Source organism: Streptomyces sioyaensis (genome assembly GCF_004122735.1).
Lineage (GTDB): Bacteria > Actinomycetota > Actinomycetes > Streptomycetales > Streptomycetaceae > Streptomyces > Streptomyces sioyaensis.
Map to the genome: position 1 here is coordinate 1 of NZ_SDIF01000095.1, position 26,894 is coordinate 26,894.

General features: G+C 69.2%; 29 protein-coding genes and 1 tRNA gene. 7 read left to right on the forward strand and 23 right to left on the reverse strand.

The window, feature by feature from the left end; genetic code table 11:
* Positions 1 to 27 precede the first annotated feature (27 nt).
* Together EST54_RS25515 and EST54_RS25520 are read right to left on the reverse strand one after the other, a co-directional pair.
* The gene (locus tag EST54_RS25515; RefSeq protein WP_129250071.1) at positions 28 to 924 is read right to left on the reverse strand and encodes a bifunctional DNA primase/polymerase; all 897 of its coding nucleotides are present in this window, start codon (positions 922 to 924) and stop codon (positions 28 to 30) included.
* Positions 921 to 1,568, reverse strand: a complete 648-nt coding sequence (locus EST54_RS25520; RefSeq protein ID WP_129250072.1) for a DNA cytosine methyltransferase — start codon at positions 1,566 to 1,568, stop codon at positions 921 to 923. Before EST54_RS25520 ends, EST54_RS25515 begins: the two co-directional genes overlap by 4 nt.
* Positions 1,569 to 1,700: 132 nt before the next feature.
* Between EST54_RS25520 and EST54_RS25525 the strand changes: the two genes are divergently transcribed.
* Positions 1,701 to 2,630 carry an HNH endonuclease signature motif containing protein gene (locus EST54_RS25525; RefSeq protein WP_129250073.1) on the forward strand — a complete coding sequence of 310 codons (930 nt, stop codon included), beginning with the start codon at positions 1,701 to 1,703 and terminating at the stop codon, positions 2,628 to 2,630.
* A gap of 11 nt (positions 2,631 to 2,641) precedes the next feature.
* Here EST54_RS25525 and EST54_RS25530 read toward each other — a convergent pair whose 3' ends face one another.
* From EST54_RS25530 to EST54_RS25580, 11 genes are all read right to left on the reverse strand, one after another.
* A complete protein-coding gene (locus tag EST54_RS25530) occupies positions 2,642 to 3,070 on the reverse strand; it encodes a hypothetical protein (RefSeq protein ID WP_129250095.1) in 429 nt (142 codons plus the stop codon).
* A 72-nt stretch (positions 3,071 to 3,142) separates the two neighbouring features.
* Positions 3,143 to 3,337 carry a hypothetical protein gene (locus EST54_RS25535; RefSeq protein ID WP_129250074.1) on the reverse strand — a complete coding sequence of 65 codons (195 nt, stop codon included), beginning with the start codon at positions 3,335 to 3,337 and terminating at the stop codon, positions 3,143 to 3,145.
* Positions 3,338 to 3,554: 217 nt separating this feature from the next.
* Positions 3,555 to 5,675: an FtsK/SpoIIIE domain-containing protein gene (locus EST54_RS25540; protein WP_129250075.1), complete on the reverse strand. Its 2,121-nt coding sequence runs from the start codon at positions 5,673 to 5,675 to the stop codon at positions 3,555 to 3,557.
* 90 nt (positions 5,676 to 5,765) lie between these two features.
* Positions 5,766 to 6,575 carry a hypothetical protein gene (locus EST54_RS25545; protein WP_129250076.1) on the reverse strand — a complete coding sequence of 270 codons (810 nt, stop codon included), beginning with the start codon at positions 6,573 to 6,575 and terminating at the stop codon, positions 5,766 to 5,768.
* A gap of 864 nt (positions 6,576 to 7,439) precedes the next feature.
* Positions 7,440 to 7,757, reverse strand: a complete 318-nt coding sequence (locus EST54_RS25550) for a hypothetical protein (RefSeq protein WP_129250077.1) — start codon at positions 7,755 to 7,757, stop codon at positions 7,440 to 7,442.
* Positions 7,757 to 7,984: a hypothetical protein gene (locus EST54_RS25555; RefSeq protein ID WP_129250078.1), complete on the reverse strand. Its 228-nt coding sequence runs from the start codon at positions 7,982 to 7,984 to the stop codon at positions 7,757 to 7,759. The genes EST54_RS25550 and EST54_RS25555 overlap by 1 nt, the downstream gene beginning before the upstream one ends.
* A 58-nt stretch (positions 7,985 to 8,042) precedes the next feature.
* Positions 8,043 to 8,372 carry an RRQRL motif-containing zinc-binding protein gene (locus EST54_RS25560; RefSeq protein WP_129250079.1) on the reverse strand — a complete coding sequence of 110 codons (330 nt, stop codon included), beginning with the start codon at positions 8,370 to 8,372 and terminating at the stop codon, positions 8,043 to 8,045.
* Complete coding sequence (locus tag EST54_RS25565) at positions 8,369 to 9,379, reverse strand: DUF2637 domain-containing protein (protein ID WP_129250080.1); 1,011 nt, start codon at positions 9,377 to 9,379, stop codon at positions 8,369 to 8,371. The genes EST54_RS25560 and EST54_RS25565 overlap by 4 nt, the downstream gene beginning before the upstream one ends.
* Positions 9,376 to 9,714 (reverse strand): polysaccharide deacetylase family protein, encoded by a 339-nt coding sequence (locus EST54_RS25570; RefSeq protein WP_129250081.1) that lies wholly within the window; start codon positions 9,712 to 9,714, stop codon positions 9,376 to 9,378. The genes EST54_RS25565 and EST54_RS25570 overlap by 4 nt, the downstream gene beginning before the upstream one ends.
* A complete protein-coding gene (locus tag EST54_RS25575; RefSeq protein WP_129250082.1) occupies positions 9,711 to 9,977 on the reverse strand; it encodes a DUF6284 family protein in 267 nt (88 codons plus the stop codon). Before EST54_RS25575 ends, EST54_RS25570 begins: the two co-directional genes overlap by 4 nt.
* An 89-nt stretch (positions 9,978 to 10,066) precedes the next feature.
* Entirely contained in the window at positions 10,067 to 10,519 is a 453-nt protein-coding gene (locus EST54_RS25580; protein WP_129250083.1) for a protein kilB, read from the reverse strand.
* Positions 10,520 to 11,029: 510 nt separating this feature from the next.
* On the opposite strand from EST54_RS25580, the gene EST54_RS25585 reads away from it, so the two are divergent.
* From EST54_RS25585 to EST54_RS25595, 3 genes are all read left to right on the forward strand, one after another.
* Positions 11,030 to 11,395, forward strand: coding sequence for a GntR family transcriptional regulator (locus tag EST54_RS25585; protein WP_129250084.1), 366 nt, complete (start codon positions 11,030 to 11,032; stop codon positions 11,393 to 11,395).
* Positions 11,396 to 11,629: 234 nt separating this feature from the next.
* Positions 11,630 to 12,853 (forward strand): helix-turn-helix domain-containing protein, encoded by a 1,224-nt coding sequence (locus tag EST54_RS25590; protein ID WP_239013181.1) that lies wholly within the window; start codon positions 11,630 to 11,632, stop codon positions 12,851 to 12,853.
* A gap of 19 nt (positions 12,854 to 12,872) precedes the next feature.
* Positions 12,873 to 13,376 carry an NUDIX domain-containing protein gene (locus EST54_RS25595; protein ID WP_129250085.1) on the forward strand — a complete coding sequence of 168 codons (504 nt, stop codon included), beginning with the start codon at positions 12,873 to 12,875 and terminating at the stop codon, positions 13,374 to 13,376.
* A gap of 226 nt (positions 13,377 to 13,602) precedes the next feature.
* On the opposite strand, the gene EST54_RS25600 is transcribed toward EST54_RS25595, so the two are convergent.
* The gene (locus tag EST54_RS25600) at positions 13,603 to 14,859 is read right to left on the reverse strand and encodes a hypothetical protein (protein ID WP_129250086.1); all 1,257 of its coding nucleotides are present in this window, start codon (positions 14,857 to 14,859) and stop codon (positions 13,603 to 13,605) included.
* Between the two features lie 416 nt (positions 14,860 to 15,275).
* Between EST54_RS25600 and EST54_RS33965 the strand changes: the two genes are divergently transcribed.
* Positions 15,276 to 15,402, forward strand: a tRNA-Ser gene (locus EST54_RS33965).
* Between the two features lie 431 nt (positions 15,403 to 15,833).
* Positions 15,834 to 17,210, forward strand: a complete 1,377-nt coding sequence (locus EST54_RS25605) for a hypothetical protein (RefSeq protein ID WP_129250087.1) — start codon at positions 15,834 to 15,836, stop codon at positions 17,208 to 17,210.
* 348 nt (positions 17,211 to 17,558) lie between these two features.
* Here the strand turns inward: EST54_RS25605 and EST54_RS25610 are convergent, their stop codons facing one another.
* From EST54_RS25610 to EST54_RS25635, 6 genes are all read right to left on the reverse strand, one after another.
* On the reverse strand, positions 17,559 to 18,233 hold the full coding sequence (locus EST54_RS25610; protein ID WP_129250088.1) for a response regulator transcription factor: 675 nt from the start codon (positions 18,231 to 18,233) through the stop codon (positions 17,559 to 17,561).
* Between the two features lie 2 nt (positions 18,234 to 18,235).
* The gene (locus EST54_RS25615; RefSeq protein WP_129250097.1) at positions 18,236 to 19,486 is read right to left on the reverse strand and encodes a sensor histidine kinase; all 1,251 of its coding nucleotides are present in this window, start codon (positions 19,484 to 19,486) and stop codon (positions 18,236 to 18,238) included.
* A gap of 124 nt (positions 19,487 to 19,610) precedes the next feature.
* Entirely contained in the window at positions 19,611 to 20,786 is a 1,176-nt protein-coding gene (locus EST54_RS25620) for an NAD(P)/FAD-dependent oxidoreductase (protein WP_129250089.1), read from the reverse strand.
* Positions 20,787 to 20,794: 8 nt separating this feature from the next.
* Complete coding sequence (locus EST54_RS25625; RefSeq protein ID WP_129250090.1) at positions 20,795 to 20,989, reverse strand: ferredoxin; 195 nt, start codon at positions 20,987 to 20,989, stop codon at positions 20,795 to 20,797.
* Positions 20,990 to 21,050: 61 nt separating this feature from the next.
* Positions 21,051 to 22,256: a cytochrome P450 gene (locus EST54_RS25630; protein WP_129250091.1), complete on the reverse strand. Its 1,206-nt coding sequence runs from the start codon at positions 22,254 to 22,256 to the stop codon at positions 21,051 to 21,053.
* Positions 22,253 to 22,936: a DUF3159 domain-containing protein gene (locus EST54_RS25635; RefSeq protein ID WP_244942614.1), complete on the reverse strand. Its 684-nt coding sequence runs from the start codon at positions 22,934 to 22,936 to the stop codon at positions 22,253 to 22,255. Before EST54_RS25635 ends, EST54_RS25630 begins: the two co-directional genes overlap by 4 nt.
* 361 nt (positions 22,937 to 23,297) lie before the next feature.
* Here EST54_RS25635 and EST54_RS34160 point away from each other — a divergent pair, with 361 nt between their 5' ends.
* The gene (locus tag EST54_RS34160; RefSeq protein WP_154074038.1) at positions 23,298 to 23,465 is read left to right on the forward strand and encodes a hypothetical protein; all 168 of its coding nucleotides are present in this window, start codon (positions 23,298 to 23,300) and stop codon (positions 23,463 to 23,465) included.
* Between the two features lie 11 nt (positions 23,466 to 23,476).
* On the opposite strand, the gene EST54_RS25640 is transcribed toward EST54_RS34160, so the two are convergent.
* The 3 genes from EST54_RS25640 to EST54_RS25650 form a co-directional block, all read right to left on the reverse strand.
* Positions 23,477 to 24,703, reverse strand: a complete 1,227-nt coding sequence (locus EST54_RS25640) for a cytochrome P450 (RefSeq protein ID WP_129250092.1) — start codon at positions 24,701 to 24,703, stop codon at positions 23,477 to 23,479.
* A 168-nt stretch (positions 24,704 to 24,871) separates the two neighbouring features.
* Complete coding sequence (locus EST54_RS25645) at positions 24,872 to 25,717, reverse strand: DUF4097 family beta strand repeat-containing protein (protein WP_129250093.1); 846 nt, start codon at positions 25,715 to 25,717, stop codon at positions 24,872 to 24,874.
* An 88-nt stretch (positions 25,718 to 25,805) separates the two neighbouring features.
* On the reverse strand, positions 25,806 to 26,321 hold the full coding sequence (locus tag EST54_RS25650; protein WP_129250094.1) for a hypothetical protein: 516 nt from the start codon (positions 26,319 to 26,321) through the stop codon (positions 25,806 to 25,808).
* Positions 26,322 to 26,894: the final 573 nt, after the last annotated feature.

A 26,894-nucleotide genomic window follows, 5' to 3' on the forward strand; every position in this document is an offset into this window, starting at 1 on the left:
GGTCCAGGCGGGGGGAGTTGGGGGTGTTCATGCCGTCTCCCGGGGGCCGGCCGCACGGAGCACCCAGTCGATGGCGCTGCGGATGGTGGTGCGGCACTCGGCCGGCGGCAGTCCCGTGGACTCCCCCGCCGCCTGGATTGCCTCCTCCACCACGTGCCGGGGAATGTGGCCCCACGCGACGAACCGCGCCACCTTGCAGGCGCTGCGGTGCAGGGTGACGTTGCGCCCCTTGGGCCCGCCCTCGGACGCACCCCTGACCACGTCGCATTCGCGCTCCAGGGCGACCCGGGCAGCGCGGCTACCGTCCCGCACGGGCGCCACCGCCGCGACGGTGGGTTGGGGCGCATCGCGTAGCAGCTGGGTGAGCCAGGCGGGCAGTTCGGCGACCGGGGCATCGTCGGCGACCGTGTAGTTGCCGGTGGGGGTGGTGCTGCCGGGGGCGACGACGTAGCCTCCCCAGCCGCGGGTGTCGATGTGCGGGCCGAGCTTGCCCGCCGTGTTGCCCAGCCGAACACTGGCAGGGGCGGTGAAGTAGAGGTGCTCTCCGCCGCGGGCGGTCCGCGTGCGGTAGGTGGTGGGGACGGTCTGATCGGCGCGCTCGCAGAGCGCTTGCAGGGAAGCGGCGCCGTCAGGCGCTCCGATCGGCTCTTCGGGCTTGAGCGGGTCTAGGTCGAGGACCAGCAGCCCGGCCGGGCCGGTCGCGATACCGACGTTGTAGGGGCGGGTGGCCCATGCTGCGTGGATCAGGGCGGGGTCGGTGGTGGCGCGCTGCTCGGGGGTGCGGTGCCCGCCTACGCAGCGGCCGGTGCCGGGGCAGGAGCGTTCCGGGTGCCCGGCGGGCCGCTTGCGGCCCGGTTGGAGAGGGATGACGGGCCAGCCGCGCTCGACGGCCGCCAGGGCGGCGGTCAGGAGACCGGTGTTCATGCCGCTGCGCTCCTTTCGAGGGCAAGGAACTGTTCGCCGATCCACTGGCTGTAGGCCGGGGGGACGGCTTTGCGGGCTTCGAGATTGTTCATCCAGGTGCAGCCCATGGCGTCCGCGTAGGCCCGCTCGCCCTTGTGCTCGAAGGCCAGCAGGTTCTTGCGGTGCCAGCAGGGCGCCACCAGGTCGCCACCGCCGCCCCAGGACGTCTCGAAGACACGGTGCCGACGCAGCGGCAGGCCGAATTGGGTACCGCACAGCAGGTAGTCCGGCCTCAGCAGGCCATTCCAGGCGGCTTCGGGGACGTTCTCGACGACCCAGGGCCGGCCGGTGGCCTGCATGGCGTCGCGGCCAGGGGCGAGGAGGTCGGGGTGGTCCTCGCGGCGGCCGCGCCACCTGGTGACGCGGGCGTAGTGCTCGCACGGCCAGGAGCCGTGGATGAGGTCGTATTCGTGGCCGTGGTCGCGGGCGTAGTCGATCGCGTCGGCCTGGACGAACGCGAAGGGGTACCGGGGTTGGGGATGGATGTCGACGCCGGTGACGTCGAATCCGGCCCGGTGGTAGCCCATCGACAGGCCGCCCGCGCCGCAGCACAGGTCCAGTAACCGCGGGGCGTGGGCTCGCCGGATCGGGACAGGTTGAGTCATCCTGGGGTCTCCAGTTCAGTGAAGGTGCTGGAAGAGGGCGGCCCGGGACTTTGGCGAGAAGCGGGTCGTCCTCCTTCGCGACGTGTGTCGGCGAAGGCTTGGGCTTGGACATCGGTGTTTCGGGGGGTGGCTATGGCGACGGTGTGGTTCGTGCTGGCGGTAGGCAGCGAGCGCCAGCACGGCAGTAACGATGGGTATGACGATGACCCCGCGCGGCATTACCGGTGGGACAGCACCGTTCCGCAGCACGCCAATCTCGCTGCTGGTGATGTGATCGGCCTGTGGGACAAGAAGCAGCTGCTGGGTGTCTCGGTCATCGAACGGATCGACACCGACCACGCCACCAAGACGACGTACTTCCACGACACTTGCGGCAAGGCTGATTTCAAGCCCTTGAAGACGGGCGAGTTGAAGTGGTGGTGCAACAAGTGCCGCACCCGGTTCGAGAAGCCCCAACCCCGTACTCGCGAGGTCGTCACATACTGCTCACACCACGGCCGGGCCTGGCAGTCACTGCCTGGACGGTTGACCGGGGACCAGGTGCGCCGCCTGTGCGACAAGCCCACCTCGCAGCACAGCATGCGTCCCGCACGGTGGGAGAAGGTCCACGCTGCCCTCGATGAAGCCGGGGCTTCCCTGCCGGCAAGGGTCACCGACAAGGCCAAGACCGTAATCCGCGGGGGACACCGTCAAGCCACCGTCGAAGTGCGGCAGGGACAAGAGACCTTCCGTAAGCAGCTGCTGCACGAGCAGGGCGAGAACTGCGCCTTCAGCGGCCCCACCCCGGCTGAGGCGTTGGAGGCAGCTCACCTCTACAGCTTCGCCGAGAGCGGTGAGCACCACGAGTTCGGCGGCCTGATGATGCGCCGCGACCTGCACCGGCTGTTCGACTTGGGACACATTGCTGTGGACCCGGACACCGGCATCCTGGATGTCGGCAAGAAGCCCCGCGACTACCCGCTCTACCGGCAGCTGCACGGGCAAACGATCCGCGTCCCTCTGCAGCCGCAGCATCGCGTCTGGCTGGGTGCCCACTGGGACCGCCACCGAGCAAAACCCTGACGGCCACTGCGTCACCGGTGGTTGATGGTGCCGTTGGCACGGCCGAAGAGGCCGGTTGCGGTGATGTACTGGGTGATGTGTGGTCGCTGCGTCGCCTGCGGTGCGGCGGTGATGCGGGCTCGCACGCGGCCGACGACAACGGCCGCGGCGGTGCCGCCGGTGGCGAGGAGAGCGGCGGCGGCCCACAGGGCGTGACTCATGGCGATCAGTCCCGGCACGGCGGTGGAGAGCCCGACGGCGGCCATGCCGATTCCGGCGCCGATGGTCGGGGCGAGCAGGGCGGTGGATTTGGCCCAGGCCGGGATCGGCTGAGCGACCGGCGCTGCCGGAGCGGCGGACGTTGGTTGCGGGTTGGTGGGGCCGGTGCTGTAGGCGAGGGCGCGTTCGCCGCTGGGGAGGATGACCTCTTGGACGCCGGGCGGGATCTCCTCGGCGCGCATCGCCGGAAGCACCGGCGCGGCCGGGTGGGGGTGTTCGGTGTTCACGGTTCCTCCTCGGCGGGCCGCAGCCGGTCAGGTGGTGAGGTGGGTGAGGGCTTCGGCTATGGCCTGGCACAGGTTGTAGATGGGCTTGTAGGCGCCAGTTCCGGCGACGAAGAAGCCGAAGAGGAACAGCACGAGCGCGGTGCCGAAGCTGACGTGACGGCCGCGCAGCAGGACGACGGCGAGGATGCCGAAGAGGACGACAGCGGAGAGGGTCAAGGCCATACAGCGACTCCTGGGGATGGTCGGTGGAAGGCGTCGGCCCCGCCTTCGCGGAGGGGGCGAGGGCGGGGCCGGTACCTGTCATCTGGGCTGTCACCCGCCTGTCACCTGTCACCTGTCTGTCACCTGTAACCCGCAGGTCAAAGGGGGGATACAGGCGTCAGCGGCAGCCAGCGGCCCCTTGGGGTGGGGTGGGTGACAGGTGGCAGACAGGCCGGGTTCAGGACTCGGCGGGGGGCTCGGGCAGGTGCTGGCGGTGCACGTAGCGGGCTTTGCTGCCGTCCCCGACGCGCACCACTTCACCCCGCTCCGACCACTCCTTGAGCCACCGCTGGATGACGGGACGGCGGGTGCCGTAGGCGTCCTTGAGGTCCCGCTCCATGGCGGAGGCGCCGGTGCCGTCGGGCCCGGCCGCGATGATCAGGTTCAAGGCAGCCTGGCGGGCATCGGGCTTGGCGCCGCCCGGTTCCCGGGCCGGAGCCCAGGTGCCCGGGTTGGACCAGTCGGTGCTGTCCTCCGCCGGCGGTGTGTCATCGTTCATGCCGCCGCGGACGATGTCCAGGAACTGTGCCTCCAGCTCCTTGTCGCGCGGCGCTCCCTCGCTGGGGCCGCGCGAGGTGCGGGGCTTGTCCCAGCCCGCGGTTGCCCGCCACTTCCGCGCCCCCGCCTCCCCACCGTCGCCGGTGGTGGTTTCGGGGGCGGTGGTGGCGGGCTGGAGGCCGAAGAGGTGCCCGCAGCGCTCCAGCGTCCACCGCTCCTCGTACTCGGCCCCCGCCGCCTTCAGTGACGGCTCGTCGAGGGCGGGGCGGCGGCGGGCGGTGGCGGCGCAGACCTCTTCGATGATCGAGGGGGTGATGCGCCACTGGCGGCCCTTATCCGGGGCCTTGCCGTCGGTGCCGACCAGCAGTGAACCGGGGCCGTCGAAGGAGTCCTCGACGGCGAGCGCCCGCCAGCCGAAGAAGTGCCCCAGCTCGCTGTCCTCCGTCGCTCCGGAGCACACCCGGTTCGAGGCCATCTTGCGCACCATCGGATCCGGCAGCACGTCCTGGGTGACGCGCAGCGCGGACATGACCGCGCGGATGGCCATCGCGCGGGCGATCCGGATCACTTCGGAGGTCCCTGCCAGGACTTCCTTGGCTTCGCGGGTGGCAGCCACCTCAGCACCCTCGTCCACGATAATGACGATCTCGGGCAGGTCGGGGCCGACGGGGAGCTTGTCGTCGTCCTCGGCCCGCATGTGGTCCTGGTAGGTGACCTTGCGCTGCTTGGCGATGCGCACCGCCGCCCGCAGCATCCGCTTGGCTTCGGCCGGGGTGCTGGCCAGCCAGTCCACGCCGGGGGCGGGGATGTCGGCGTCGGCCCAGCGGGAGCTTTCGGTGTGCTGCTGGGCTTCGCGCCAGGCGTGGAGCCAGGGCAGGCCCAGCGAGCCGCCGTTGAGGTCGATGACCCACACCAGCACGTCGTTGGTCTGGTTGAGCAGGGCGATCAGAGTGTGCAGCCAGTTCGTCTTGCCTGTGCCGGTGGCGCCCGCCACGATCGTGGACGCCTGGCGCATGTCCAGCTCGGCCCGGCCCCCGTCCGACAGCAGCGCCAGCGGGATCGGGTTGTTGACCGTGGTCGTCTCCGTCATCTCCGCCAGAGGGAAGGGAAGTTCGGTGCCGGCCATGCTCTTGGTGGTGACCTTGACCAGGACCAGCCGGCGGGACATGCCCTCGCCGACCTGGAGTCCACAGCCGGTGGGCAGGTCCAGGTCCGAGGCGAGCGCTGCGGCGCGGTCGGCAATGCTCTTGCGGGTCACTCCGCCTTCGGGGAGCTTGACTTCGACGGTGTAGCCCATGCCCGAGGGCCAGTGCTCGATGGCCACGATCTCGACGTTCTCCACGCGGCAGACCCGGGCGATGCGGTCGATCCACTCCTCGGCCAGCGCTCGGCGGACGCCGAGGTGGAAGAGGGTGGTGCGGCGGGCTTGCTCGGTCTCCTCGTGCGCGGCGAATCCCGCTGCCAGTGTTCCGGCGGCGATGCCCGCCACGGCCAGCGAGCCGAGGGCGGGCAGCGTGGTGGGGCCCCCGCTGGTCAGGGCCCAGGACGACCAGGCGCCGGCCGCCATCCAGCACACGGAGCGAAAGCCCAGCATGGCTTTGGTCAGGCCCCTGCGCACACCGGCGATCGCGGTGCCCGCCGCTCCGGCGGCGCCCGCGGCCAGGGCCCACCCGGCGGGCATCGCGGTGGTGTGGGCGAGAGCGGTGGTAACGAGCGTCCCGGAGGTGGCATTCAAGGTGCCCGAGACGATGCCGTGCCCGGCACTCCAGTCCACCCGAGACGTGCTGTTGTTGCTGCTCATGGTGTCCTCTCCAAAGGGGACGGCCCCCGCGGTGCGGGGGCCGTCAGCGTGGTGCGGGGGCCGTCAGCGTGGTGCGGGGCAGCAGGGTGGTCAGACGTTCCACTTGCGTTCGCCCTCAAGGCCCTTGCGGGGGTTTTCGTGCCGTTCGATGTCGGCGGCGTGCGCGCGGCGGTAGACGGCGCCGACCTCGTCGAGGGCCTCGATGACGCGGTTCATGGCGCGGTAGCCCTCGCCGATCTCCTCGGTCACCACCGGCTCCACCGGCAGCTTCTCGTCTGCCAGTTCCGCCAGGACCCGGATGGTTTCCTGCACCATCCCCATGGCCTCGGGCAGGTCATCGATCAGGTGCTGGAACTGCTCCATCTGCTCTGGATCGAACGTGGAGGCTGCCTGCAGCATGACCTCTGCCGCATCCGACAGACGCGTGAACGAAGGAGTGGTGGACTCAGACACGTCGTTTCCTCCCTGGGAGTCGCCGAGCTTCACGCGGCCCGAAAGCCGCTCCTTGCGCGGGGTCGTGCGGGGCTTGCTCGTCGTGCGGTGGGGGTCTTTGACCTGTTCGCCCGGCACCGGAACCTCGCCCGGTGCGCTGTCGCCGCGGATCGCAGCATCCCGGACTGCGCGGATGCGGCGAGCCCGGTTGGCCAGCCGCAGCCACGCAGCCTTCATGTGGCCGACGGCCACACCGGGGCGACGCCAGTTCCACACGCCCGAGGCCAGCCCGACCCCGCCGGCCAGCACAGCGCTGCCGGCCATCCGGGCACCGTGCCGCAGCGCCGAGCGCCGCAACGCCCTCGCCTGCACCACGGCAGCACTCGGCCTCTTGCGTGAGCGGTCGCGCCCCGCGGCGTCAGCGGTGCCCGGCGGGGTGACGCCTGCCTTCTTGTACGCCTTCTCCATGCCACGGGCTGTGCGGCGGGCGGTGCGCTTCTCGGCACGCGCAGCGCGGGCGGGCGCCCCGGACTGCCACTTGGACCAGCCCGCCGCGGCCCCGGCACCAGCCGCGCGCCGTGCCGCGGCAGCCAGACCGGCAGTCCGGCCGCCGGAGCCTGGCGGCGCCTTGACCAGCCGCGCAGGAGAGTCGCTCGAATTCGGCGACGTACGGGCCTGCTTCGGCACGCGATGCGCGTCGGCTACACGTCCCGGCCGAGCAGGCGGGCTACTGCGGTGGCCCGGGCTGGGGGCCGACGCAGTGGTTGCCGCACGGTGGGCGCTGCTTCCCGCGGGCCCGGGGACGGTGCGGCGAGCCGCAGCACGAACGGCGCCCCGCAAGCCACCGCTGCTCGGTGTGGTGCGGCCTGTGCCTGCCGCGGTGCGACCGGCGCCACCAGTCCCACGCAGCGAGGTGCGCGACGGGCTGATCCCGGTACTCCGGGTGCCTGTGCCGCTGCCTGCGGCCCGCCGGTACCTGGCGGCTTTGCCAGCGGGGCGGGTGTTGCGGCGACGGGCGATCAGCGCGCCAACGGCAGCGACACCCGCGGCGGCGCCCGTAGCCGCCAGGCCCACCGGGCCGCCGGCCGCCATGGCACCGGCAGCAACAGCCCCTACGGCGTTGGCTCCGGCGACGGCGAGCGGACGGCCCGGCAGCGGGATAGGCGCCGGAGCGGCTGGGGGCTGCGCGGGCATGGGTGGGGGTGGTGGTGTGGGGAGTTCCGTCACGGCCTGGACCGTGGATTCCGACATGATGGTCAGGCTCCCTTCGAGGAGAAGCGGGGCCCCGGCGGCCGTGGAAGCAGGCCGGGGCCCCGCGCGAATGCCCCTTGGTCAGGGGCGGTAGCCGTGGGACGGATGCTCAGCGGCGATCTTCTGCCACCTGCGGCTCTCCGCCGCATCCGTGATCCGCAGCCGCACCCGGAAGTCACACCCGGGGGCCTGGCAGCGGTAGGTGGTGACCGTCAGGGCGTCCGCAATATGCGCGATCAGCCACACCGTGGATGCGAGGACGGACAGGGCACACGAGAGGCTCAGCGAGGCCGGCACGTGGTAGGCGGCCAGCCGCAGACCGGTCGAGACGGCCGCGACCGCCCCAGCCAGCGCCGCAGCGGGCAGGGCCAGGCGGCGGCGCTGCACGGTGCCAGCCATCAGAGGGTGTTGGGTTCGAGGGCGAAGAAGATGACGGTGGCTCCGGCGAGTTCCGGGTTCTCCGCCTCGATCCCGCTCTTGAGCACCTTGAACACGTCGTGGCGTGTGGCGCCGACAGGCGGGGTGTAGACCCCGTACCAGCTTCCCGACGCGAGGCCGGGCTTCTCCAGGGTGATCACCCACTGATGGGTGCCCTGCTGCTGGATGGTCTGGTTCTGGCTGGTCACAGCGGAATCTCCTTGAAGATCGATGCTCAGGCGGCGAGGGCGGGTGCATCCGCGCAGGTCAGACAGCTAGCCAGGGAGGGCAGGTCGCGCAGACTCCGAGCGAAGTGGGAATGGTGTAGCCGCGGTCAAAGCCGCAGCCGGGACAGAGGCGGCGGGCGGCGTTCGCCTTGGCGAGCGCCGCCCACCTGGCCGGCGTCATGGGACGGACCGGCTTGGCGAGGTCGATGCGGTAGAGGTAGGCGACGAGGGGCTCGCGCCTGCGGCGGGGCCGCTCCAACTGGGCTGCGACCGGCTGGCCGCCCGGCCGCAGGCCCCGGGCACGGAGCTGCCGGATCGTCGCCAGCCCCTCCGGGGCCAGACGCCACGGGTAGACGGGGATCGTGCTCACGACGAGACGCCTTCAAGGACGCGGGGCACCACGGGCTGGTGGTTGCGCAGTTCCTGGTAGCGGTTGGAGACCCAGCCGGTCGACCAGCCACACAGGTCCGCAGCCGACCTCACCGGAAGCCCGGCCTGGAACGCCGCGGCTACGGTCTGGCGGGCGCGGTCCTCAGGCTGCTTCTCGACCGCGGGGCCGGCGGCGAGCAGTTCAGCGCGTTCACGCTCCGCCTGCTCTTGGCGCTCTCGTTGTTCACGCTCGTGGGCCGCGGCGCGCTCGCGGCGCTGCCGCGCGGCCTGTTCGGCGTCTTGGCGTTCACGCTGTTCACGCTCGCGGTGCTGCTGTTCACGCTCGCGTTCACGGCGTTCACGAGCCTCCCGCTCCGCCCGCTGGTGGGCGGCGGCCTGCTCACGCTCCTCACGCCGATGGCGCTCTTCGCGCTCGGCCTGTTCACGGGTGAGCTGGGCCTCATGCTCACGCTGTTCACGCGCCAGCGCGGCGGCATGCTCCCGCTCCTCGGCCCGCTCCCGGCGAGCGGCCTCCTCGCGCTCGCGTACGGCCCTCTCGCGGCGTTCGCGCTCGGCCTGCCGCTTGTCCTCCAGTGCGGTCACTGCGCGGGTGATGGCGCGGCGGTAGGCGAGCCCGGTCTCTGCCGTGACGATCAGGAGCAGCGGCGCAACCGCATGGACGGCCACGCCTACCAGGTCTTTGTTCAGGGCGGAGTCGGCGATGTTCAGGGCCAGGGTCATGGCACCGGTCATCCACCGCAGGGCGATGGGCCACCGGCCACCGTGCCCGCCCAGACGGGCCAGCACCGAGTCCAGGCGGACCACGATGACCACCGCCGCGTCCACCACCAGCGGCAGGATCGGCGCCGTCCACGCCCACGCGGTGGGGGTGTGGGCGGACATGAGCGGGGTGACGGTGAGGATCGAGTAGAGCATCGCGCCGCCCACGATCAGCCATGTGCCAACCGACAACGCGCGCTCGGCTGAACGCACCTGAACACCGTTCACGAGCCGACCTCCGCCCGTGAACGCACCGCCTCGGGAGCGGGAATCTTGGCGTAGCCCACCAGGTGCAGCCGCGCACCCGCGTAGTCGGCCTCGGCCTCCAGCACCTGGGTGCGGCCATCGCCCTGAACGTGGTGGCTGACGGTCTCGACCGCAATGCTCAGGGCGTCCCGCCATGCCTCGAAACCGCCAAGGTCGCTGTGGAAGGACAGCGTCAGCAAGTCGGGGTAGACCGTGGACACGTCCAGGCACGGTGCCGGCAGGTGCGGGTACTCGGTGCTGAACATCCGCAGGAGCCGCAGCGGGGCGCCCAGGGCGCTCAGGGTCGGTGTGCTCATGCGGCACCGTCCGTCTGGTCCGCGGTGGCGCGGTTGGTCAGGTCGCGGCGGGCGGCCAGGACCCGGTTGCGGGCCCGGCGGATGCGCCGCTCGTCGAGTGCGGTGGCCGGCCGGTCCAGCACGCTGATCTGCGCGTCCAGCAGCTCGACCTCGGCCGAGATGACCGGCATCTCGACCTCGATGGCATCCAGCTCTGCGTCCGTCGGGCCGCCGACGGGCGGGTTGGCGGTAACGAGCGCCTGAAGTGCAGCGATGGTCTTCATGGGTCGTGTACTCCTTCAACAGTGGGACGGCCCAAGGCACCCCCCGGAGCGGCTACTCCGGGGGGTGCAGGCCGTTACGGGGTGGTGGATCAGGGACGGGACAGGGCGCGTGCCGCTGTCGCGGCCAGGCAGTCGGCCGCGTCTACGGCGGACTCACGCAGGGATGCCAGGGCGACGGCGTTCGAGGCGCCGCGCATGTCGTACGTGGCGCGCACAGCGGTATCCACGTCGGCACGGAGCTGCGGCAGCAGCGTTGTCAGGGCGATCTGCGGGGCGGTGACGGCGGACCGGGTGACGTGGCTGGCCTCGCGGGCGGCAGCAACATCAGCCGGCGTCGCACCGGAGAGCCGCAGGTCTTCGCGCACCCACATCGCGCGGCGATGGTCGGCCAGCGCGGTGCTCAGCTCGGTCAGGGCCTTCAGGGCCTGGTCCCGCAGAGCCTCACGGCGCTGAGACCGAGCCACGTAGTACTGCTGGACACCGACGACACCAGCACCCAGCACAGTGCCGATGACCGCGACAACCGCGGCAGCGATCTCCATCGAACTCCCCCTCTCGGGGCCGGACTTTCCGGCTCCCCTCAGCCCCGCCCGTACAGCGCACAAGGGGCGCTGGACGGGCGGAGGAGGCAACCGGCCGCGACGCTCAGGGCGTTGCGGCGCCGGAGGGCCGCGCCTAGACGCTGGATCCCGCAGGGAGGCGGGGCGTGGCGGCGCGGTGCAGTGATCTACAGGCCCACGTCGTGGGCAGTGCGAGCTAGCGAGGGACATACCAGGGGCTCAGCCGGGCCCATGCGGAGCTCCCGGCTTCGATCACTGCGTCAACTGTTCAGTTCTCAAGGCACTACCGCTCTCTTTCGACCCGTGTCACGGGGCCGTCTGGGCGGTGCAGGTCACGCATTTGTGCAGGGCAAAGCGATGTCGTGCTTGTTTCTGTCGCCCCGAACGGGGTGACTAGCCTTGAGGCTGTTCTAGCACGACTGATACAAGCAGTACAAGGTGTCGTGCTGTGTGTGCTGGTTGGACTGGTGGAAGGGCAGATAGCATCGCCGTATGACGCCCACCGCCGACGCCTCGCGCCGAGTGAACGAGCAGATCGCGGATGCCCTTCAAAAGGACATCGAGTCAGGCAAGCTCAAGGCGGGTGAGAAGCTGCCGGCGGTTCGCTCGATCGCCAGCGACTTCGGGGTGGCTCCGGGCACTGCGACGAAGGCCCTGCAGCTGCTCGTGCAGCGCGGCTTCGTACGCCCCGACTCGACGCGCGGCTACTTCGTGAGCAGCAGGTCCGAGACGGCCGAGGGCGGCCAGCCCAGCCCGGAGTTTGTGGCGATCATGCAGGAGATCGAGAGCATTCGGGCTCACCTGGCTCGTCTCGATGACCGCCTGAATCAGCTGGAGGATTCGCAGGGCTCTGCGTGAACGTCGCCGAGAGACCGTGTGCCCTCTCTGACAACGCGTCCACCTCGGTGGAGAGTTCGCTGATCGCAGCTTTCACCACTTGCCATTCACGTGCCGTCAAACCCACGACCGCGCCCCCTCGTTGCTGTCTCGGCGTGTCTCACTCTGTACGCCTTCGACGCTATGGCGCTGGTCCCGGGTAACCCCGGAAAATCCTTCCGGGGTCCCTTTCCGAACTGAGCTGAGGCTGAAGCCATGCGAGGAATGACGCAGCACCTAACGACCGGCGAGCGCGTTGCCTGGTACCGCCATCGCCGTGGTCTGTCTCAGGACGTACTGGCTGGCCTCGTCGGCCGAACGGCCGACTGGCTTGGGAAAGCGGAGAACAACCGCATCGAGCTCGATCGCCTCTCGGTGATCAGGGCGCTCGCCCACGCGCTGGATGTGTCCATCGGAGACCTGATCGGCGAGCCGACGCTACTGGAGTGGTCCAAGGACAGCGGCCGGCGCACCGTGCCCGCCCTCCGTGAAGCGCTCATGGACTACCGGCTCCTCACCCCTCTCCTCGGTGCGCCGGTCGATGGTGAACCACCGACACTGGAAGCGTTGCGCTCGGACGTGGCCGAAGTCTGGAATGCATACCAGGGCTCTCGGTACGGCTTTGCCGCTCGGGCGCTCCCGCCGCTGCTGGCTGACGCCCTGCTCGCGGTCCGTGTCTGCTCCGGGGACGAGCGAGATGAAGCGAACGGCCTGCTCGCCATGACCTACCAGGGCGCCGCCATGGTCCTTGGCAAGCTCGGCGAGAACGAGCTGGCGTGGATCGCAGCGGACCGCGGACTGGCCGCGGCGCAGCTGAGCGGCAACAACGTGATCACCGGATCGCTGTTCCGGTCGGTGACGCATTGCCTTCTCTCGACAGGGCGCTTCGAGACAGCAGCCCAGCTGGTGACGGACGCGGCCGGCCTCCTGGAACCGGGACTCGCTGATGCGACGCCGGACTACCTGTCCGTGTACGGGACGCTGTTCCTCACCGGATCTATGGCGGCCGCCCGGGCGGAGGATCGAGCGACCACTCAGGAGTTCCTTCGGGAAGCGGAGAACGCAGCAGCCCGGCTTGGAGCCGACGCCAACCACATGTGGACGGCATTTGGCCCGACGAACGTGTCGATCCACCGGGTAGCCACTGCCGGCGAGCTGGGTGACATGCAGATCGCAGCGGAGATCGGCCCGCAGGTGGACACCAGCGGCCTGCCCGTAGAGCGGCGCGTACGGCACAACCTGGAAGTCGCGCGGGCCCTCAGCGCTTGGAACCGCACCGACGACGCATTGGCTGCCGTGCTGGAAGCCGAGCAGCTTGCGCCGGAGCAGGTCAGGCACCACTACATGAGCCGCGATCTGGTCCTCGGCTGGGTCCGCGGCACCCGAGGACGCCCGACCCGACCGATCGCTGACCTGGCCGAGAGGCTTCGTGTCGTGTGACCTGGTTAGGCTCGTTCGCATGAGCGACAACGAGCACGAGGCGAAGATGGCGCGCCCGAGGATGGCCTCGGGCGCGCTGTTCTTTGACGACCAGGGCAGGGTCATGATGCTTGAGCCGACGTACAAGGACTATCGGGAGATTCCCGGGGGGTACGTCGAGACCGGCGAATCCCCGCTTCAGGCATGCGTCCGCGAGGTGCGCGAGGAACTAGGCATCTCTCCGGAGATCGGCCGTCTGCTCGCTGTGGACTGGGCTCCCAGCCCTGGCGAGGGAGACAAGCTGCTCTACCTCTTCGATGGTGGCGTCCTGACAGCGGAGCTGCGGGAGCGCATCCGCCTGCAGACTACGGAAATTGGGGCGTACGACTTTCACCCTGTGGATACGGTCGCCAAGCTCACTATTCCGCGCCTCGCTCGGCGAATCGAGGCTGCGGCTGCAGCAAGGGCCGAAGGAAGGGTGGCCTATCTGGAGCATGGGCGAGCTGCTGGCAGCGGCAGCCTGGAGTTGCCTCAGCAGCCTTAGGCAGCCACCATGAGCAATCAATCAAAGATGAGGGCGCGCATTTTGGGTTATTGCGGGAAGCCCAAAAGTCAGCCCGATTCGTGGCTAGCTTACGGCCCAGTCTCTTGCCCCCTCCTCGTATTTCCTGAGCAAAGCCGCTCCATCGACCTGCCCCGCACTCTCTGGCCGCTTGCTGCCTTGCGTGATAGGCGTATGCGTGCTAACGCGAAAGATCCAGAGATGCGAGCTACGAAGTGGGAATCATTTCGACGATATCGTACATAATCTTGCGGTCCCTATTCCACATGTCAAATCGGTCAACAGCTGGTCCTGTTAGGATCCACGTAGCCAGGCCGACCGCTGCTCCGGCTATTGGATTCACCGCAAGGCCGGATCCGGCGCCTGTGCCAGCCGCGACGATAGCGCCAACGCCCGCTTTCTGTCGATTAGTGATGGAGGATTCGACCTCATCAACGTAATCCATTTCGAGCCGCTTTATTATCTCCTTCATGCTGGACGAGTTGTTCCATGGGTCGGCCCACCAGGAATTTAGCTCATCTTCTATGTTTCCAGTGAATGTTTCCCATTCCTTCCTGGGTATTTGCCCGAGGCATAGCTTGATGTCGCCGCGGAAAATGACACATCGATCCGGATGGCTCTTCGCGTAACGGACAGCCGCGTGACGTCTGGCCTTTCCGATGATTGGCCAATCATCTTCAAGGGAAAGTGAACTTCCCTCGGCGTCCGCGATCGTCCGGTAATAGCAACGGTCGAAGTGCACGCGTAGCACCTCGGCATCGCGCCGTTCGCCGGGATCATCGCTGCGGTGAAGCCGGTCCAGCTTCTGCCATACGAGACTCCGGCGGCGCAATCCATTCTCATCGCGGGTCGCATCAGATCGTATAAGGCTCTGCGTTGCCCTACCTGCCTGTGTCTCTAGAGTGAGGGCATCCCAGCCTTCCAGGAGAAAAGATTCCGTATCGTCGCCATAGGGCTTGGCTTGGCGCGTTACCAATCGACCGTCATTCTCGCACTCGGCCCAAAATTTCCATGCTCTTCCTAGGCGTTCACATTCCTCGCGAGGGATAGCTCCCGTATCCTCAAGCAGTCCCACGATTCCTTCTATTGTGCCATCTCGATCACTGCGCCTAGCTATCTCTTCGGGTGTTCCCATGGCCTTAAGCTTTGATTGAAGCTCAAGGCGCTGCCAATCATCGGCGGCTATCGACGAGAACATAAAAGGTCGTGTGGCGATATCGCGCAAGGATGATTCTATTCCCGTCCCAATCGTGGTTACATGGAATGGGAAAAGTGTCTTGCCGCTATCCGTGACGGGAACCCCTATCTCCTCTATGGAGCGCTCGCGCGCCAACCAATGGAAAAGTGGGCCGTCTAGAAGTTGGGCGGAGGTTTGAATCCGGAATCGGCTGCGGATGCTGTCCCATCTCAGCCGGCCAAGGACTTGCGGAGTTAGTGCCACCGGCTTGCCGAGTTTTTCCGGCATGTGCGCTCCCGCAAGAAGTAGGTCACGCTGTCGGCAGGAGTCATACCACTGGGACAGGATTGGTTGAGGCATCATGACCACCTGCTTGTCAGGGCCCTGTAAGACTCCTCTCAAGCCTACCCAGTCAGCAGGGCAACTGGTAATTGAAGATTCGGAGAGACTCCGGACCCCCGCCTTTTGTCGAATGTTGCACTAAATAGAGCTGGTGTCCGTCTCGCGGAGCACTGTCGCTACGGAAGCAGCCAGCTCTTCCGGAACCGCTTCAACGACTGCTGCCGGGCGCGGCGCTGGTGCGACGTGCTTGTGTGGTCGCCTTCCTATTACCTGGTGGAAGGGTGGGTGCTGCTTCAGACGGTGCTCGCGGGGATGCTCATGCTTCGCAAGTCTCATTGCCTGTGGACGAGATGTGGACGGGCGGAGGCTGAACTGCACCAACTGAGCCTGAACGGGCAAGTCAGAGGCCGCACAGCTTCGCCCGTGGGCCTTGTCTTGAAAACTGTCGTGGCGGCAACGTCACCGTGGGTTCAAATCCCACAGCCTCCGCCGAGGTCAGCGACTTAGCTGGTCAGAAGGGGTGCCCCGCTTCGGCGGCGCACCCCTTCTGCGTGCGTTCTGTCTCACCCCGGTTCGCCTGTATCCCGGCGCTGACCAGGGCGTATCCAGGATGATGAACACCGAGCCACCCCGCCCAGGGATCTGTTGTTCGTTTTTCTGTCGAGTCGACGCCTACGATCCCCAGGTCAAAGTCCTCTGTCCTGTGCCATCGAAGTTTGAGTACGTGCCATCGAAGGCTGAGCCATTCACGGCAGGGCGTGGCTGGGGTCACCGCTTCGCGCGGCGACCCCAGGCGCGGGACGCTCTACGAGAACTGCCGAGGCGCCCGGAGGGCCTCACCATCACGTCAGATGCGAGGCCCTGTCTCATTCCGGCATCAAGCCTCCCGGCGCTCGGGGGTGTTGGGTGAGACTGCCCGGATGCTTGATCTGTTGGCAGTGGTGTTCAGAGCGCTGTTTGTGCTGGCGTTCTGGGGATTGGTCGCGGGAGTCGTCGGTTTGCTGGCGTTTGTGATCTTGCGGCTACTTGACCCTGGCGATGGATGGCGTGTTCGCGCGTTTGTCGTGTCCCTTCGCGCCCGCGTGGTGGCCCTGGTGACGCTGGGGTGGGTGAGAGTCATGCGTAAGGCCGTACGGGCCCGCGCGCGCTCAACCGGGCGATACCTGGCGTGGGCCCGCCGAGGGTTTGGCCCGTCTGCGAATCGGTTGTTCCCGCCGTCGTACGCGGTGCGCACTGCGGTGGCGCGGTGGTACGAATCCATCCCGGCGGCGTTCCTCTTGTACGTCGTCAAGGCGTACGTCTTCCTACAGGTAACCCTGAACGCCGGCGCACTCGTGACAGCCCTGACGCGGGGCACGGTCGACCTGTGGGAGAGGAGCGGTGAAGCGGCCGAGGCGCACGGCGCCATTGATCCGCTTGCTTCGACCGTTGCGACGTTCCGCAGGGTGGCCGAGGTCATCGCCGATACGGCCACGCCGTATCTGTCGGCGCTTGCCGATCCACTGGGACGGCCCAGAGACGCCACAACGGCCGTGGTGGCGGTGGTCCTGATGGTGGGGGCCCTCATGGCAGTGCGGGCGGTCCTGGTCGCGGTCGGGTTCCTGGCACCTCCCACCCGGTACCAGCAGGAGAAGAAGACGGCGCACACGGACCCCACCCCGCGGTTCGCGGCAACACGGGCACTGCTGAGCCTGCGGGTGGGAGAGGCCAGGAAGAACCGGCCCGTGGTGGATCTGGTGCGATGCCTCGCCCGCGTGGGATACGCGCGCCGGCACCATCTCCAGATGGCCGAGATCCGTGAGCCCTTGGCTGCCCCGCGGGTGCACCTGACGGAAGCTGAGCGCGTGGTGTGGTCGGCCTGGCGTACGCGGCATCCGGCCGTGCGGGGTGTTCAAGCGGCCCGGTTCAAGCAGCACGCCGCCGATGTGGTGGGTGCCCTGCGGGCCGTTGAAGCACGGCAGGACTCCGACGCGGACACCAAGGCGGTGTTCGATGAGATGGCGCGCCTGTTGGCCAAGATTGCCGAGCGGTACGCCCAGGGCCGCACGCTGGCCCTGTTGGATCCGAACGACCTTGAGGGCGTCACGGCGGCCGTGAACCGGGAATGGGTCCGGCTGGTGATCCTTGGCGCCGGTGTGTGCGGGGTGGCCGTGGGCGGCACGCTCCTGAACCTCCCCGACCAGGTGACGGCACAGGTGACGGGGGTTTCTGCGCTGGTCCTGGTCGCGCTCCTCTACGGCGTCCGGTTGGCGCCCACGGACCTCATGGACGTTGTGCGGGGCCAAAGCCGTAAGTAGCCCGGAGCTGGGCGGGGTTCTGACTGCCAGCTGCGCAGCTGACAGTCAGAACCGGGTGCGGTTGCCGCACCGTCCACAAGAATCGGTGGCCAGGGCAAGGGAGCGGGTCACGCCTCCCAGAGCTGGGAGACGGTGGATACCGACCGGTCTCGGCCATGAAGGGCGACGTGCTCGGCAGGGGCGAACGTGCAGCCTTCTGATCCGTGGGATCGGGCACCACGCCAAGAGGAGTGCCTGCGGCGTCACACTCCGATCGCTCCGGCGCCTGGCGAAGATGTCTGGCCGGGCGGCCGCGGAGCCGGCTTCGTCCGCCGTGTCGTTCCGTGGCACCTCGAACGGTGCCGGAGGTCATGCCCCGTTGGGTCGGGCCAGTCCCGTCTGGTAGGCGATGACCACGAGTTGAGCCCGGTCACGGGCGCCCAGCTTGGTCATCGCGCGGTTCGCGTGGGTCTTGGCGGTGAGCGGGGTGACGAAGAGGCGCTCGGCGATCTCGTCGTTGGACAGGCCGGCGGCGACCAGGGCGACCACCTCGCGCTCCCGCGGGGTGAGTGCGGCCAACTGCGGTGCTGCGGCCCGTCCGGGGGGTGGTGCGGGCTGGGCCAGGAAACGGGCGATCAGGGCCTTGGTCGCGGTCGGCGAGAGCAGGGAGTCGCCGGCGGCGACCACACGGACCGCGTCGAGCAGTTCGTCCGGGTTGATGCCCTTGCCGAGAAAGCCGCTCGCCCCGGCGCGGAGTGCCTCCGCGACGTATTCGTCGTTCTCGAAGGTGGTCAGTACCAGGACCTTCACGCCTGCGAGGTCCTCGTCTTCGCTGATCAGCCTGGTCGCGGTGAGGCCGTCGAGGTCGGGCATCCGGATGTCCATCAGCACCAGGTCGGCGCGGTGGCTGCGGGCCAGGTCGACGGCCTCGCGGCCCGTTGCGGCCTCCCCGACGACCTCCATGTCGGGGGCGGAGTCGATGAGCATCCGGAAGGTGCCGCGCAGGAGGGCCTGGTCGTCGGCGAGCAGCACACGGATGGCCATGGTCAGACCTTTCGGCCGGGGCGCAGCGGCAGTTCGGCGTCGATACGGAAGCCCCCACCAGGGCGCGGTCCGGCGGCGAGGGTACCTCCGGCGGACTTGGCCCGCTCCCGCATACCGATCATGCCGTGGCCGGTGCCGGCCTCGGGGGTTCCTTCGACGCCCGCGGCGGCAGGGCTGGTGCCACGGCTGCTTCCCTCGGTACCACGGCCGTCGTCCTCGACGGCTATCCGCAGGACATCGGTGCGGAAGTCCAGACGGACCCGCGCCGATGCCGGGCCGGCGTGCTTGTGCGTGTTGGTCAGGGCCTCCTGGAGGATCCGGTAGGCCGTCAGATCGGTGATCGGTGACAGCTCGCCCGGTTGCCCGGTGCGCTCCAGCGTGACCTGGAGGCCGGAGTGGCGGAAGGAGTCCAGCAAACCGTCGAGACCGGCGAGTCCGGGCGCCGGTTCGCGGGGCTCGACCGGGTCTTCGCCGTACCGGAGCAGTCCTACGGTGGCGCGCAGTTCGTCCAGCGCGCCCCGGCTGGTGTCCCGGATCCGTTCGAGCGCCTGGTAGGCGTGCTCGGGGTCGGTGCGCATGAGGTGGTGGGCGACGCCCGCCTGGGCGTTGACCAGGGTGATGTGGTGGGCCACGACATCGTGCAGCTCCCGGGCGATCCGGAGGCGTTCCGCGGTGACCCGGCGGCGGGCCTCGTCCTCCTTGGTGCGCTCGGCCCGCTCGGCTCGCTCCACGGCGGCGGCGAGCACTTGACGGCGGCTGCGGACCGCGTCGCCGATGGCCGCCGCCATGAGCGTCCAGGCAATCAGGGCAAGGGACGACGGGAGCTTCTCCGCCAGGCCAGGGGACTGCGGAAGCTGTTCCACGCCCGGGCGGAGGAGCAGCGACCCGGTGATGAGCGCGGCTGCCGCGAGTATGCCGGCGCCCCACGCCCTGCGCCGGCCGGTGCGGATCGCCACCGTATAGAGAGCGACGGCCGTGGCGGCGGGCGTCGGCCTGGGGAGCTGGGACAGGGTGAATTGGGCCAGAGCCATGGCCACGGTCACCGCCACCACGGCAAGTGGCCAGCGGTTTCGGACGAGCAGCGGCACACAGGAGAGCGCGAGGGCGACGAGGGACCAGGAGACCGCGGCGTGGTCGACGTAGGCGAACGCGAGGGTCAGCGGGGAGGCCAGGAGGAAGCAGCCCAGCGCGACGACCAGGTCGACCATGGGGGGCCGGGCCGCCCGCCGCCACTCGCCGATCCGGTCGGTCATCTGCACTCTCCCACGGTACGCAACCCCGGCCGGACCGGCGATGACGGCGGTCCGGCCGCGCGGTGCGTACGGCTTCATCGAACGAGGCGGACCGTGCGTACCGGCCTGCCGTGCGGCGGACGGCTCACCTCGCGGCGTCGATCCCGGTGAGGTGACCGCGGTACTCGCGCAGGGCGCGTGCGCTGTTCCAGCCGAGCGCGCCCACCACGCGGCCGTCCACCTTGTAGAGCGCGACGAATTTGCGTGCCTGTGGATCCCCGTCGACGACTTCCACGGTCGCGTCGGAGGGGCACCAGCCGCAGGTTTGGATCTTGGCGTCGTACTGGTCGGTCCAGCCGAAAGGAACCGGTGCGTAGGGCACTGCCTCCGCGGGGCCGGAAAGGAGGTTTCCGGCGGCGGTGATGGCCTGTTGAGTGGCGTTGGTGCGCTGTTCGAGGCGGACCCGGCGGCCGGCCACGGGATGCGGCCAGTTGGCGACGTCTCCTGCCGCGTACACGCCGGGTGCGGCTCGGCAGGTGCGGTCGCAGAGCACCCCGTCACCCAGCGGGAGCCCGGAGGCGGCCAGCCAGTCGGTGGCCGGCACCGAGCCGATCGCGACCACGACGACGTCGGCGGGCAGCCGGCTGCCGTCGTCGAGGGTCACGGCGGTGACGCGGCCGTTCTCGCCGGTCACGCCGGTGACGTGGCGGCCCATGCGCAACCGGACACAGTGATCCCGGTGCATGTCACCCACCAGACCGCCGACCCAGGTGCCGACTTGCCTGGCCATCGGGGCCGGCTCGACGTCCACGAGGGTGACGTCCAGGCCGAGACCGCGCGCGGTGGCGGCGATCTCGCTGCCGAGGAATCCGGCACCGATCACCACGACACGGGGACCGGCCAGCAACTGGGCGCGCAGCGTCAGGGTTTCGTCCAGGGTGCGCAGCACATGCACGCCGGCCAGTTCGTGGCCGAAGGGCAGGCGGCGGGGGCGCAGTCCGGTGGCGATGATCAGGCCGTCGTATCCCAGCCGGTCTCCGTCCGCCAGGGTGACGACGCGGTCCGCCGTATCGAGGCCGGTCGCCCGGCACCCCAGTCGCAGGGTCATGTCCAGCCGTTGGATGTCGGTGTCCTGGCGCAGGGTGGACCGATGCGGTTCCCAGTCTCCGGCCAGCACCTGCTTGGACAGCGGCGGCCGGTCGTACGGGAGCTGCAGTTCGTCGCCGACCATGGTCAGCGTCCCGGTGAAGCCCTCGCGCCGCAGGGTGTCGGCCGCGGTGAGACCCGCGGCCGACGCGCCCACCAGAACGATGTGGTCCATGGCGGGCACTACTCCACCACCTCGATGGCCAGCGCGGGGCAGCGGGCGGCGGCGTCCCTGACCTGGGGCAGCGACGTGTGCGGTGGGTCGGCGTCGAGCAGGACGACGATGCCGTCCTCGTCCCGCTGGTCGAAGACGTCGGCGGCGGCCAGCACGCAGGTGCCCGCGCCGACGCATTTGCCCTCATCGATGAGGATCTTCATGTGGTTCTCCGCGTGGTGTGTGTGTCGACGATGCGCTGGGCGCTGGGTGTGTGTGGCGGTTTCACCAGGTCACGGGGAGTTCGTGGACGCCGTAGACGAGCATGTCGTCGCGCATGGGCACCTGCTCCACCGGAACGGCCAGCTGCAGCGCCGGGAACCGGTCCAGGAGCGCGGACAGGGCTGCCTTCATCTCCGCCCGGGCCAGCTGCTGGCCCAGGCATTGGTGGATGCCGTGGCCGAACGCCAGGTGCGGGCTGTGTGCCCGGGCCACGTCCAACAGCTCCGGGTCGTCGGCGAGGTGTGCCGCGTCCCGGTTCCCGGATGACAGGGAGGCGACCACCATGCTGCCTTCCTTGATCTGCCGGCCGTGCAGTTCCACGTCCTCCAGCGCCGTACGGCGGACCCCGAACTGAATGACCGACAGGTAGCGCAGCAGTTCTTCGACGGCGCTGTCCATCAGGGAGGGGTCGGCGCGCAGCGCTGCCAGCTGCTCCGGGTTCTGCAGCAGGCACATGGTGCTGAGCGCGATCATGTTCGCGGTCGTCTCGTGCCCGGCGATCAGCAGCAACACCCCCACGCCGGTCAGTTCTTCATCGGTCAGCTCGCCGGACCGGACCAGCTCGCTGAGGATGTCGTCGGTGGGGTTCTCCCGCTTGGCGAGCACCAGTTGGTGGATGAATCCGCGCATCGCGGCCTGTGCCTGCTGGAATTCCTCAAGGCTGGAATTCAGCCGGACGATCGTGGCCGAGTACCGCTGGAACTCCTCGCGGTCGGCGTAGGGCACCCCGAGCAGCTCGCAGATCACCAGCGAGGGAATCGGCAGCGCGAAGGCCTGGACGAGGTCGACCGGGCCCTCGGCCGCAGCCATCGCGTTCAGCTGCTCGGCGACGATCTTCTCCACCGCCGGCGTCAGCTGCCGCATCCGGCGCACGGTGAACTGCCCGGTGAGCAGCCGCCGGAACCGGGTGTGCTCCGGCGCGTCCATCATGATGAACAGCCCCGGCGGCGGCGCCGGTATGTCCTCCCCCTCGGAGCCGCCAGGCCGCAGGATGCCGCGCTTCGCGCTGAACCGCGGGTCGGAGAGGACCGTCCGCACGTCGTCGTACCTGGTGACCAGCCAGCCGGCGGCACCGTCCGGGAAGGTCATCGGCGCGACCGGCTCCTGCTCACGCAGCGTCCGGTACTCCTCCGGCGGGTCGAAGGGGCAGCTCCGCACCGTGGGCTGGGTCTTGGAGGGCTGGGTCTTCGTGGGCTGGGTGTTCGTCACGGAAGGGTCCTTTCCAGAGGGAGGGATGTCTCGGTGTCCGTGCGGTAGTTGGTGGCGCAGGAGTGGCCGGCGAGGGCGCGGCGGTGGACGCGCCAGCCCAGCAGTACGGCGAGCGCGAGGACGGGGGGCCCGAAGGCGTCGGCCGTGCCGAGGGCGACCACCTGGCCGGACAGGTACAGCGACAGCTGGATCGCCAGCATCAGGGCACTTGAGGCGAGGATCACCAGGTTGCCCTTGACGAACGCCCGGCGCCGCACGGGACACCGGTGCCAGCCGGGCCCCTCCTTCGTGATCAGCGCCACCACCACGCCCATCAGCGGCCGGCCGATCAGCAACCCCACGGCGTTCGCCACGACGACCACGCTGTGCATCACCAGGTTCGGCAGGAAGAAGTTGGCGGCTTCTCCGGTCTTCGCGGCCAGCGCCCCCTGGACGCACACGAGACCGAGGACCGCGAGCGCGCGCCACACCGATTCCCCGCGCACCACCCGGTAGACGCAGACCCCGGCCGCTGCCGCCAGGGCGAGCACCAGCGCGACGGTGAGCCGGTGGGTGAGGGCGTAGCTCACGGTGAATCCGAAGATGGGCGCGATATCGATCACTGCCGCACGTAGCCGGCCGCGAAGGACGGCCTGGGCGGCCTCCTCGCCGCCGGTCACACGGTGTGCTGTGGGGTCCACGACTGCTCCAGGCTCCTCGACAGACGGTGGGCGTCTCGTCGCTTGCGACCCTGTTCACGATGCCGTCGCGCCCCCGGGGCCGTCGTCGTGCGTCCGCAGACACTTCGCCTGCCGCAGACGCAGTACGACGCCGCAGCGCCTACCACGGGCGCAGACGTGCCCCGCGCGTCCCCGGAGAGCGGTGGATGTGTCGCTGTCGACGGCCGGCTCGGCCGGCCTCGCCCGCCTCTCTCTTGGCAAGCTCTCCGAGGCGATGGGCTGTACCGGCTGACCCGGTTGCTGCACTTCCCTGCTGGACAGCACGACAAAGCCCCCGTCCGGACTACCCGGCGGGGGCCTGCCGGACGTGACACGCCTCCGCATGGTGGAGACCTGCCTCGTCCGGTGTCTGGACCGTGTGCGGAAGGAGATCGCGGACAAGGAGCAGCGGGAGCGCCGGCAGGCCGAGGAGAGGCGCCCGCCGGCCCCCGACTGGTTCCTGGAACCGGGAATCGGCGTCGGGGCGTTGCCTGTGGCCGAGGGGACCTGACGGCCGACGGTTTACCGGGTCGTTTCCGTCCAGGTGACCGGCAGTTCGTGGACGCCGTAGATGTTCATGTCGGTCCTGAGTTTCACCTCGCCGGCGGGGACGGCGAGCTTGAGGGTCGGGAAGCGGCGCAGCAGTCCGTCGAAACCGGCGCGCATCTCGATGCGGGCCAGTTGCTGGCCGAGGCATTGGTGGATGCCGTGGCCGAAGGACAGGTGGCCGCGGGCCTTGCGGTGGATGTCCAGGGTGTCGGGGTTCTCGAAGCGCTGGGGGTCGCGGTTGGCGGCCAGTAACGAGACGACGACGGTCGATCCCTTGCCGATGGTTTCGCCGCCGAGTTCGATGTCCTCCGTGGCGTAGCGATAGAAGGTGTCGGCAACGGAGAGGTAGCGCAGGAGTTCCTCGACGGCGCCGGGCAGCAGATCAGGGGCGGCGCGCAGTTCGGCCAGTTGCTCGGGGTGCTCCAGGAGCGCGAAGGTGCCCAGTGCCAGCATGTTGGCGGTGGTCTCGTGGCCCGCGAGCAGCAGCAGGAAGGCGACGCCGGTCAGCTCCTCGACGGTGAGGTCGTCGTGGCGGGCCAGGTCGGAGAGGATGTCCTCGCCGGGGGTGGCGCGTTTGCTCGTGACCAGTTCGGCCAGGTACGTGGTCAGAGCGCCGTACGCGGCCATCTTCTCGTCGAGCGTCACGTCCTTGACCATGAACGTGGCGGAGTTGACCTGGAAGGTCTCCCGGTCCGCGTAAGGGACGCCGAGCAGTTCGCAGATCACCAGCGAGGGCACCGGCAGCGCGAACTCCTTGACCAGGTCGACCGGCGGGGTCAGGCACGCCAGTTCGTCCAGTTGCCGCTCGGTGATGGCGATGATGTGCTCTTCGAGCAGCTTCATGCGTTTGACGGTGAAGGCGCCGGTGAGCTTGCGCCGCAGCCGGGTGTGGTCCGGTGGGTCCATGGCGACGAACAGGCCCGGTATCTGTGGGGACGGTTCGGTGGGGGCGGGCATGCCGGGGGTCTCGTACGGGACGTGGAGAACGCCGATGTCCTGGCGGGAGCTGAACCGGGTGTCGGCCATGAGCTGGCGGACCGCGTCGTAGCCGGTGACGAGCCAGCCCTCGTGACCGTCGGGGAAGACCAGGGGACTGACCGGGCGGGCCTCGCGCAGCCGGGTGATCTCGCGGGGCGGGTCGAAGGGGCCCGCATCGCGATCCATCGGGAGGCCGTGCGGGATGGGAACCGTTTGAGTCATTGGAGGTCCTTTTGTGGCTGTTGTTGTGGTCGGAGGCGGTGGGCGACTGAGCGGCTCTCGACGTCATGGTGTGGGCATGACAGAACGCGCGCCAGGCCCTCCGCTCACATGCTGAAGTGGCGTGGGGGTGAGGTGAGTTGAGGATGGTGCGGGGGTGCGCGGGGGTGCTCAGGGCTTGGCGCGGAGGATGTCGATGTTGCCGTGTCGGGTACGGGCGCGGACCTCGACCGTGTCCTCGGCCTTCTCCGGGGACGCGGACGAGGTGAGGGTGTTGCGCACCTGCCCGAAGCCGGAGCTGACGTCGAGCCAGGCGGCTGTGCCCTCGCGGATACCGACCTCGATGGCGCCGTAGGAGGTCTCCAACTGGACGGTGCCGCGTACCACTTCGGCCACGCGCAGGGTGCCGTTCGCAGTGGTCGCGGCGACCGAGCCCTCGGCGCGCGCGATGTCGATGTCGCCGTTGGCGCCGTTCACCCGCAGCTCCCCGGTCGCGGCGCCGACGGTCGTCGTGCCGTGCGAGTTCTTCAGGGTCGCGGGTCCGTCGATGAGGCCGACGCGCAGGCTGCCGGAGCTGGTGCTGATCTCCGCCTTGCCCTCGACGCGGTCCACGGTGATCGATCCGTGCGACGCGGTCAGCTGCAGCGGCCCGGTCGTGTCCAGGCGTACATCGCCCGAGGAGGTCTTCACCCGGACCTCGCCGAGCCGGCCCTCGCCGAGCACCTGGGCCCAGGCGCCGGTCATGTCGACGCGCGAGCCGGTGGGCAGGTCGACCGTCACGTCCACGGTGCCGGTGCGCCCGAGCAGGTAGCGCTGCTTGGGCGTCCGGACGGTCAGGACGCCGCTCGCGTACGTCACCTCGGTCTGGTCGGCGGCCCGCACGTCCGGATCCCGCTGCGGGTCGCGGGGCCGCACCTCGACGACCGTGTCGCGGCGGTCGCCCGCGGTGAACTGGATGGAACCGGCCTCCACGTGTGCCGTGGCCGAGATCGGTTCGGGGGTGTCGAAAGAAGGCATGGCTGTCCCGTCCTCTTGGGTCTCATGGTCGTCCCCGCCGGTGGGGAGGGGACGTGGTGCGGGTGAAGTGGGGTGGGTGCGGGCGCGGCTAGCGCACCCAGCCCTTGAAGTTCTGTCCGATGGAGTGGGCCTTCTCCGTCGTACGCGGCCGCGTGCTGCCGTCGACGGCGGCCGACACGGCGCGCACCAGCCACGCGTTGACCGAGAGGCCCTCGCGGTTCGCGGACTCTTCGGCGCGCGCCTTGAGATGGGCCGGCAGTCGCAGATTGACGCGGGCGGTGGCACCGTCGTCGTCCGTGGTGGGCGGCGCCGCGAGCGGTTCGGCGGGAGCGGCAGCTGCTTCCGGGTGGCCGCTGTCACCGGGCGGCAGCGTCACCACGAAGTCGGGGTCCAGCCCGCGCAGCCGTACGTCGACCGAGCCGGGGGCGAGCTCGCGGGTGATCTCGTCCATCGCGGCGGAGAGCACATTGAGCATGGTCAGACGGGTCGCCGACTCCAGGGGAGCGGTGAGCCGCTCGGCCAGCTCGCGGGCATCCTTCCCGCCGGCTTCGGCGGCCACCGCGAGTTCGCGACGCAGGGTGTCGACATACGGAGTGAGGTCCATGGCGTCATAGTGACACCAATGTGGTGCCACACGCAAGGGTGGGTGGCATCTTGTGCGGGGCGGGCTTGCGGATGGCCGTGTTGACCTGGCGAAACGCGCAAAGGGAGTGCCTGGGCCATTGTGGCGCCATGGGTGTGTTCATTTGCTTTGGGGGCGCGGGGTGGCGCTGGTTGGTGCCAGGTGGTGCCAGGTGGCGCCGGGTGGTGCCGGGTGGTGCCAAGCAGCGCCATCCGACGTCATGTGACGCCATGTGCTGCCATCGGTTCATGGCAGTAGTGGTGGTCGCGTCGGCCGTCCTGGTTCCTGCTGCCGAGATGCGGTACGGGGTGCCGCCCTCGCGCCGCGCCTGATGCCGTCCTTGGTTCTTATCGCTGTTCTTTCGGGGCCGGGTGAGGTGCGAAAAAATTGGCAGCGGTGTTGGAGAGGGATTTCTTTGCGAAGGTGATTTGGGTTTTTCGGGAATCGGAAAGTGGCGGTGTAACTGCTCTGTCGGTTAAGGCGCTTGCGGGTGCGGGAAGGGTGGGGAAGTCTGTGTTGTGTGGGGGGTGAATTGTTGGTGGGGAGGTTTGTGGG

Coding starts and splice junctions, on each gene's coding strand:
- EST54_RS25515 (WP_129250071.1), bottom strand. CDS start 924: ATGAACACCGGTCTCCTGACCGCCGCCCTGGCGGCCGTCGAGCGCGGC.
- EST54_RS25520 (WP_129250072.1), bottom strand. CDS start 1,568: ATGACTCAACCTGTCCCGATCCGGCGAGCCCACGCCCCGCGGTTACTG.
- EST54_RS25525 (WP_129250073.1), top strand. CDS start 1,701: ATGGCGACGGTGTGGTTCGTGCTGGCGGTAGGCAGCGAGCGCCAGCAC.
- EST54_RS25530 (WP_129250095.1), bottom strand. CDS start 3,070: ATGCGCGCCGAGGAGATCCCGCCCGGCGTCCAAGAGGTCATCCTCCCC.
- EST54_RS25535 (WP_129250074.1), bottom strand. CDS start 3,337: ATGGCCTTGACCCTCTCCGCTGTCGTCCTCTTCGGCATCCTCGCCGTC.
- EST54_RS25540 (WP_129250075.1), bottom strand. CDS start 5,675: ATGAGCAGCAACAACAGCACGTCTCGGGTGGACTGGAGTGCCGGGCAC.
- EST54_RS25545 (WP_129250076.1), bottom strand. CDS start 6,575: ATGGAGAAGGCGTACAAGAAGGCAGGCGTCACCCCGCCGGGCACCGCT.
- EST54_RS25550 (WP_129250077.1), bottom strand. CDS start 7,757: ATGGCTGGCACCGTGCAGCGCCGCCGCCTGGCCCTGCCCGCTGCGGCG.
- EST54_RS25570 (WP_129250081.1), bottom strand. CDS start 9,714: ATGAGCACACCGACCCTGAGCGCCCTGGGCGCCCCGCTGCGGCTCCTG.
- EST54_RS25575 (WP_129250082.1), bottom strand. CDS start 9,977: ATGAAGACCATCGCTGCACTTCAGGCGCTCGTTACCGCCAACCCGCCC.
- EST54_RS25580 (WP_129250083.1), bottom strand. CDS start 10,519: ATGGAGATCGCTGCCGCGGTTGTCGCGGTCATCGGCACTGTGCTGGGT.
- EST54_RS25585 (WP_129250084.1), top strand. CDS start 11,030: ATGACGCCCACCGCCGACGCCTCGCGCCGAGTGAACGAGCAGATCGCG.
- EST54_RS25590 (WP_239013181.1), top strand. CDS start 11,630: ATGCGAGGAATGACGCAGCACCTAACGACCGGCGAGCGCGTTGCCTGG.
- EST54_RS25595 (WP_129250085.1), top strand. CDS start 12,873: ATGAGCGACAACGAGCACGAGGCGAAGATGGCGCGCCCGAGGATGGCC.
- EST54_RS25600 (WP_129250086.1), bottom strand. CDS start 14,859: ATGCCGGAAAAACTCGGCAAGCCGGTGGCACTAACTCCGCAAGTCCTT.
- EST54_RS25605 (WP_129250087.1), top strand. CDS start 15,834: ATGCTTGATCTGTTGGCAGTGGTGTTCAGAGCGCTGTTTGTGCTGGCG.
- EST54_RS25610 (WP_129250088.1), bottom strand. CDS start 18,233: ATGGCCATCCGTGTGCTGCTCGCCGACGACCAGGCCCTCCTGCGCGGC.
- EST54_RS25615 (WP_129250097.1), bottom strand. CDS start 19,486: ATGACCGACCGGATCGGCGAGTGGCGGCGGGCGGCCCGGCCCCCCATG.
- EST54_RS25620 (WP_129250089.1), bottom strand. CDS start 20,786: ATGGACCACATCGTTCTGGTGGGCGCGTCGGCCGCGGGTCTCACCGCG.
- EST54_RS25625 (WP_129250090.1), bottom strand. CDS start 20,989: ATGAAGATCCTCATCGATGAGGGCAAATGCGTCGGCGCGGGCACCTGC.
- EST54_RS34160 (WP_154074038.1), top strand. CDS start 23,298: ATGGTGGAGACCTGCCTCGTCCGGTGTCTGGACCGTGTGCGGAAGGAG.
- EST54_RS25640 (WP_129250092.1), bottom strand. CDS start 24,703: ATGACTCAAACGGTTCCCATCCCGCACGGCCTCCCGATGGATCGCGAT.
- EST54_RS25645 (WP_129250093.1), bottom strand. CDS start 25,717: ATGCCTTCTTTCGACACCCCCGAACCGATCTCGGCCACGGCACACGTG.
- EST54_RS25650 (WP_129250094.1), bottom strand. CDS start 26,321: ATGGACCTCACTCCGTATGTCGACACCCTGCGTCGCGAACTCGCGGTG.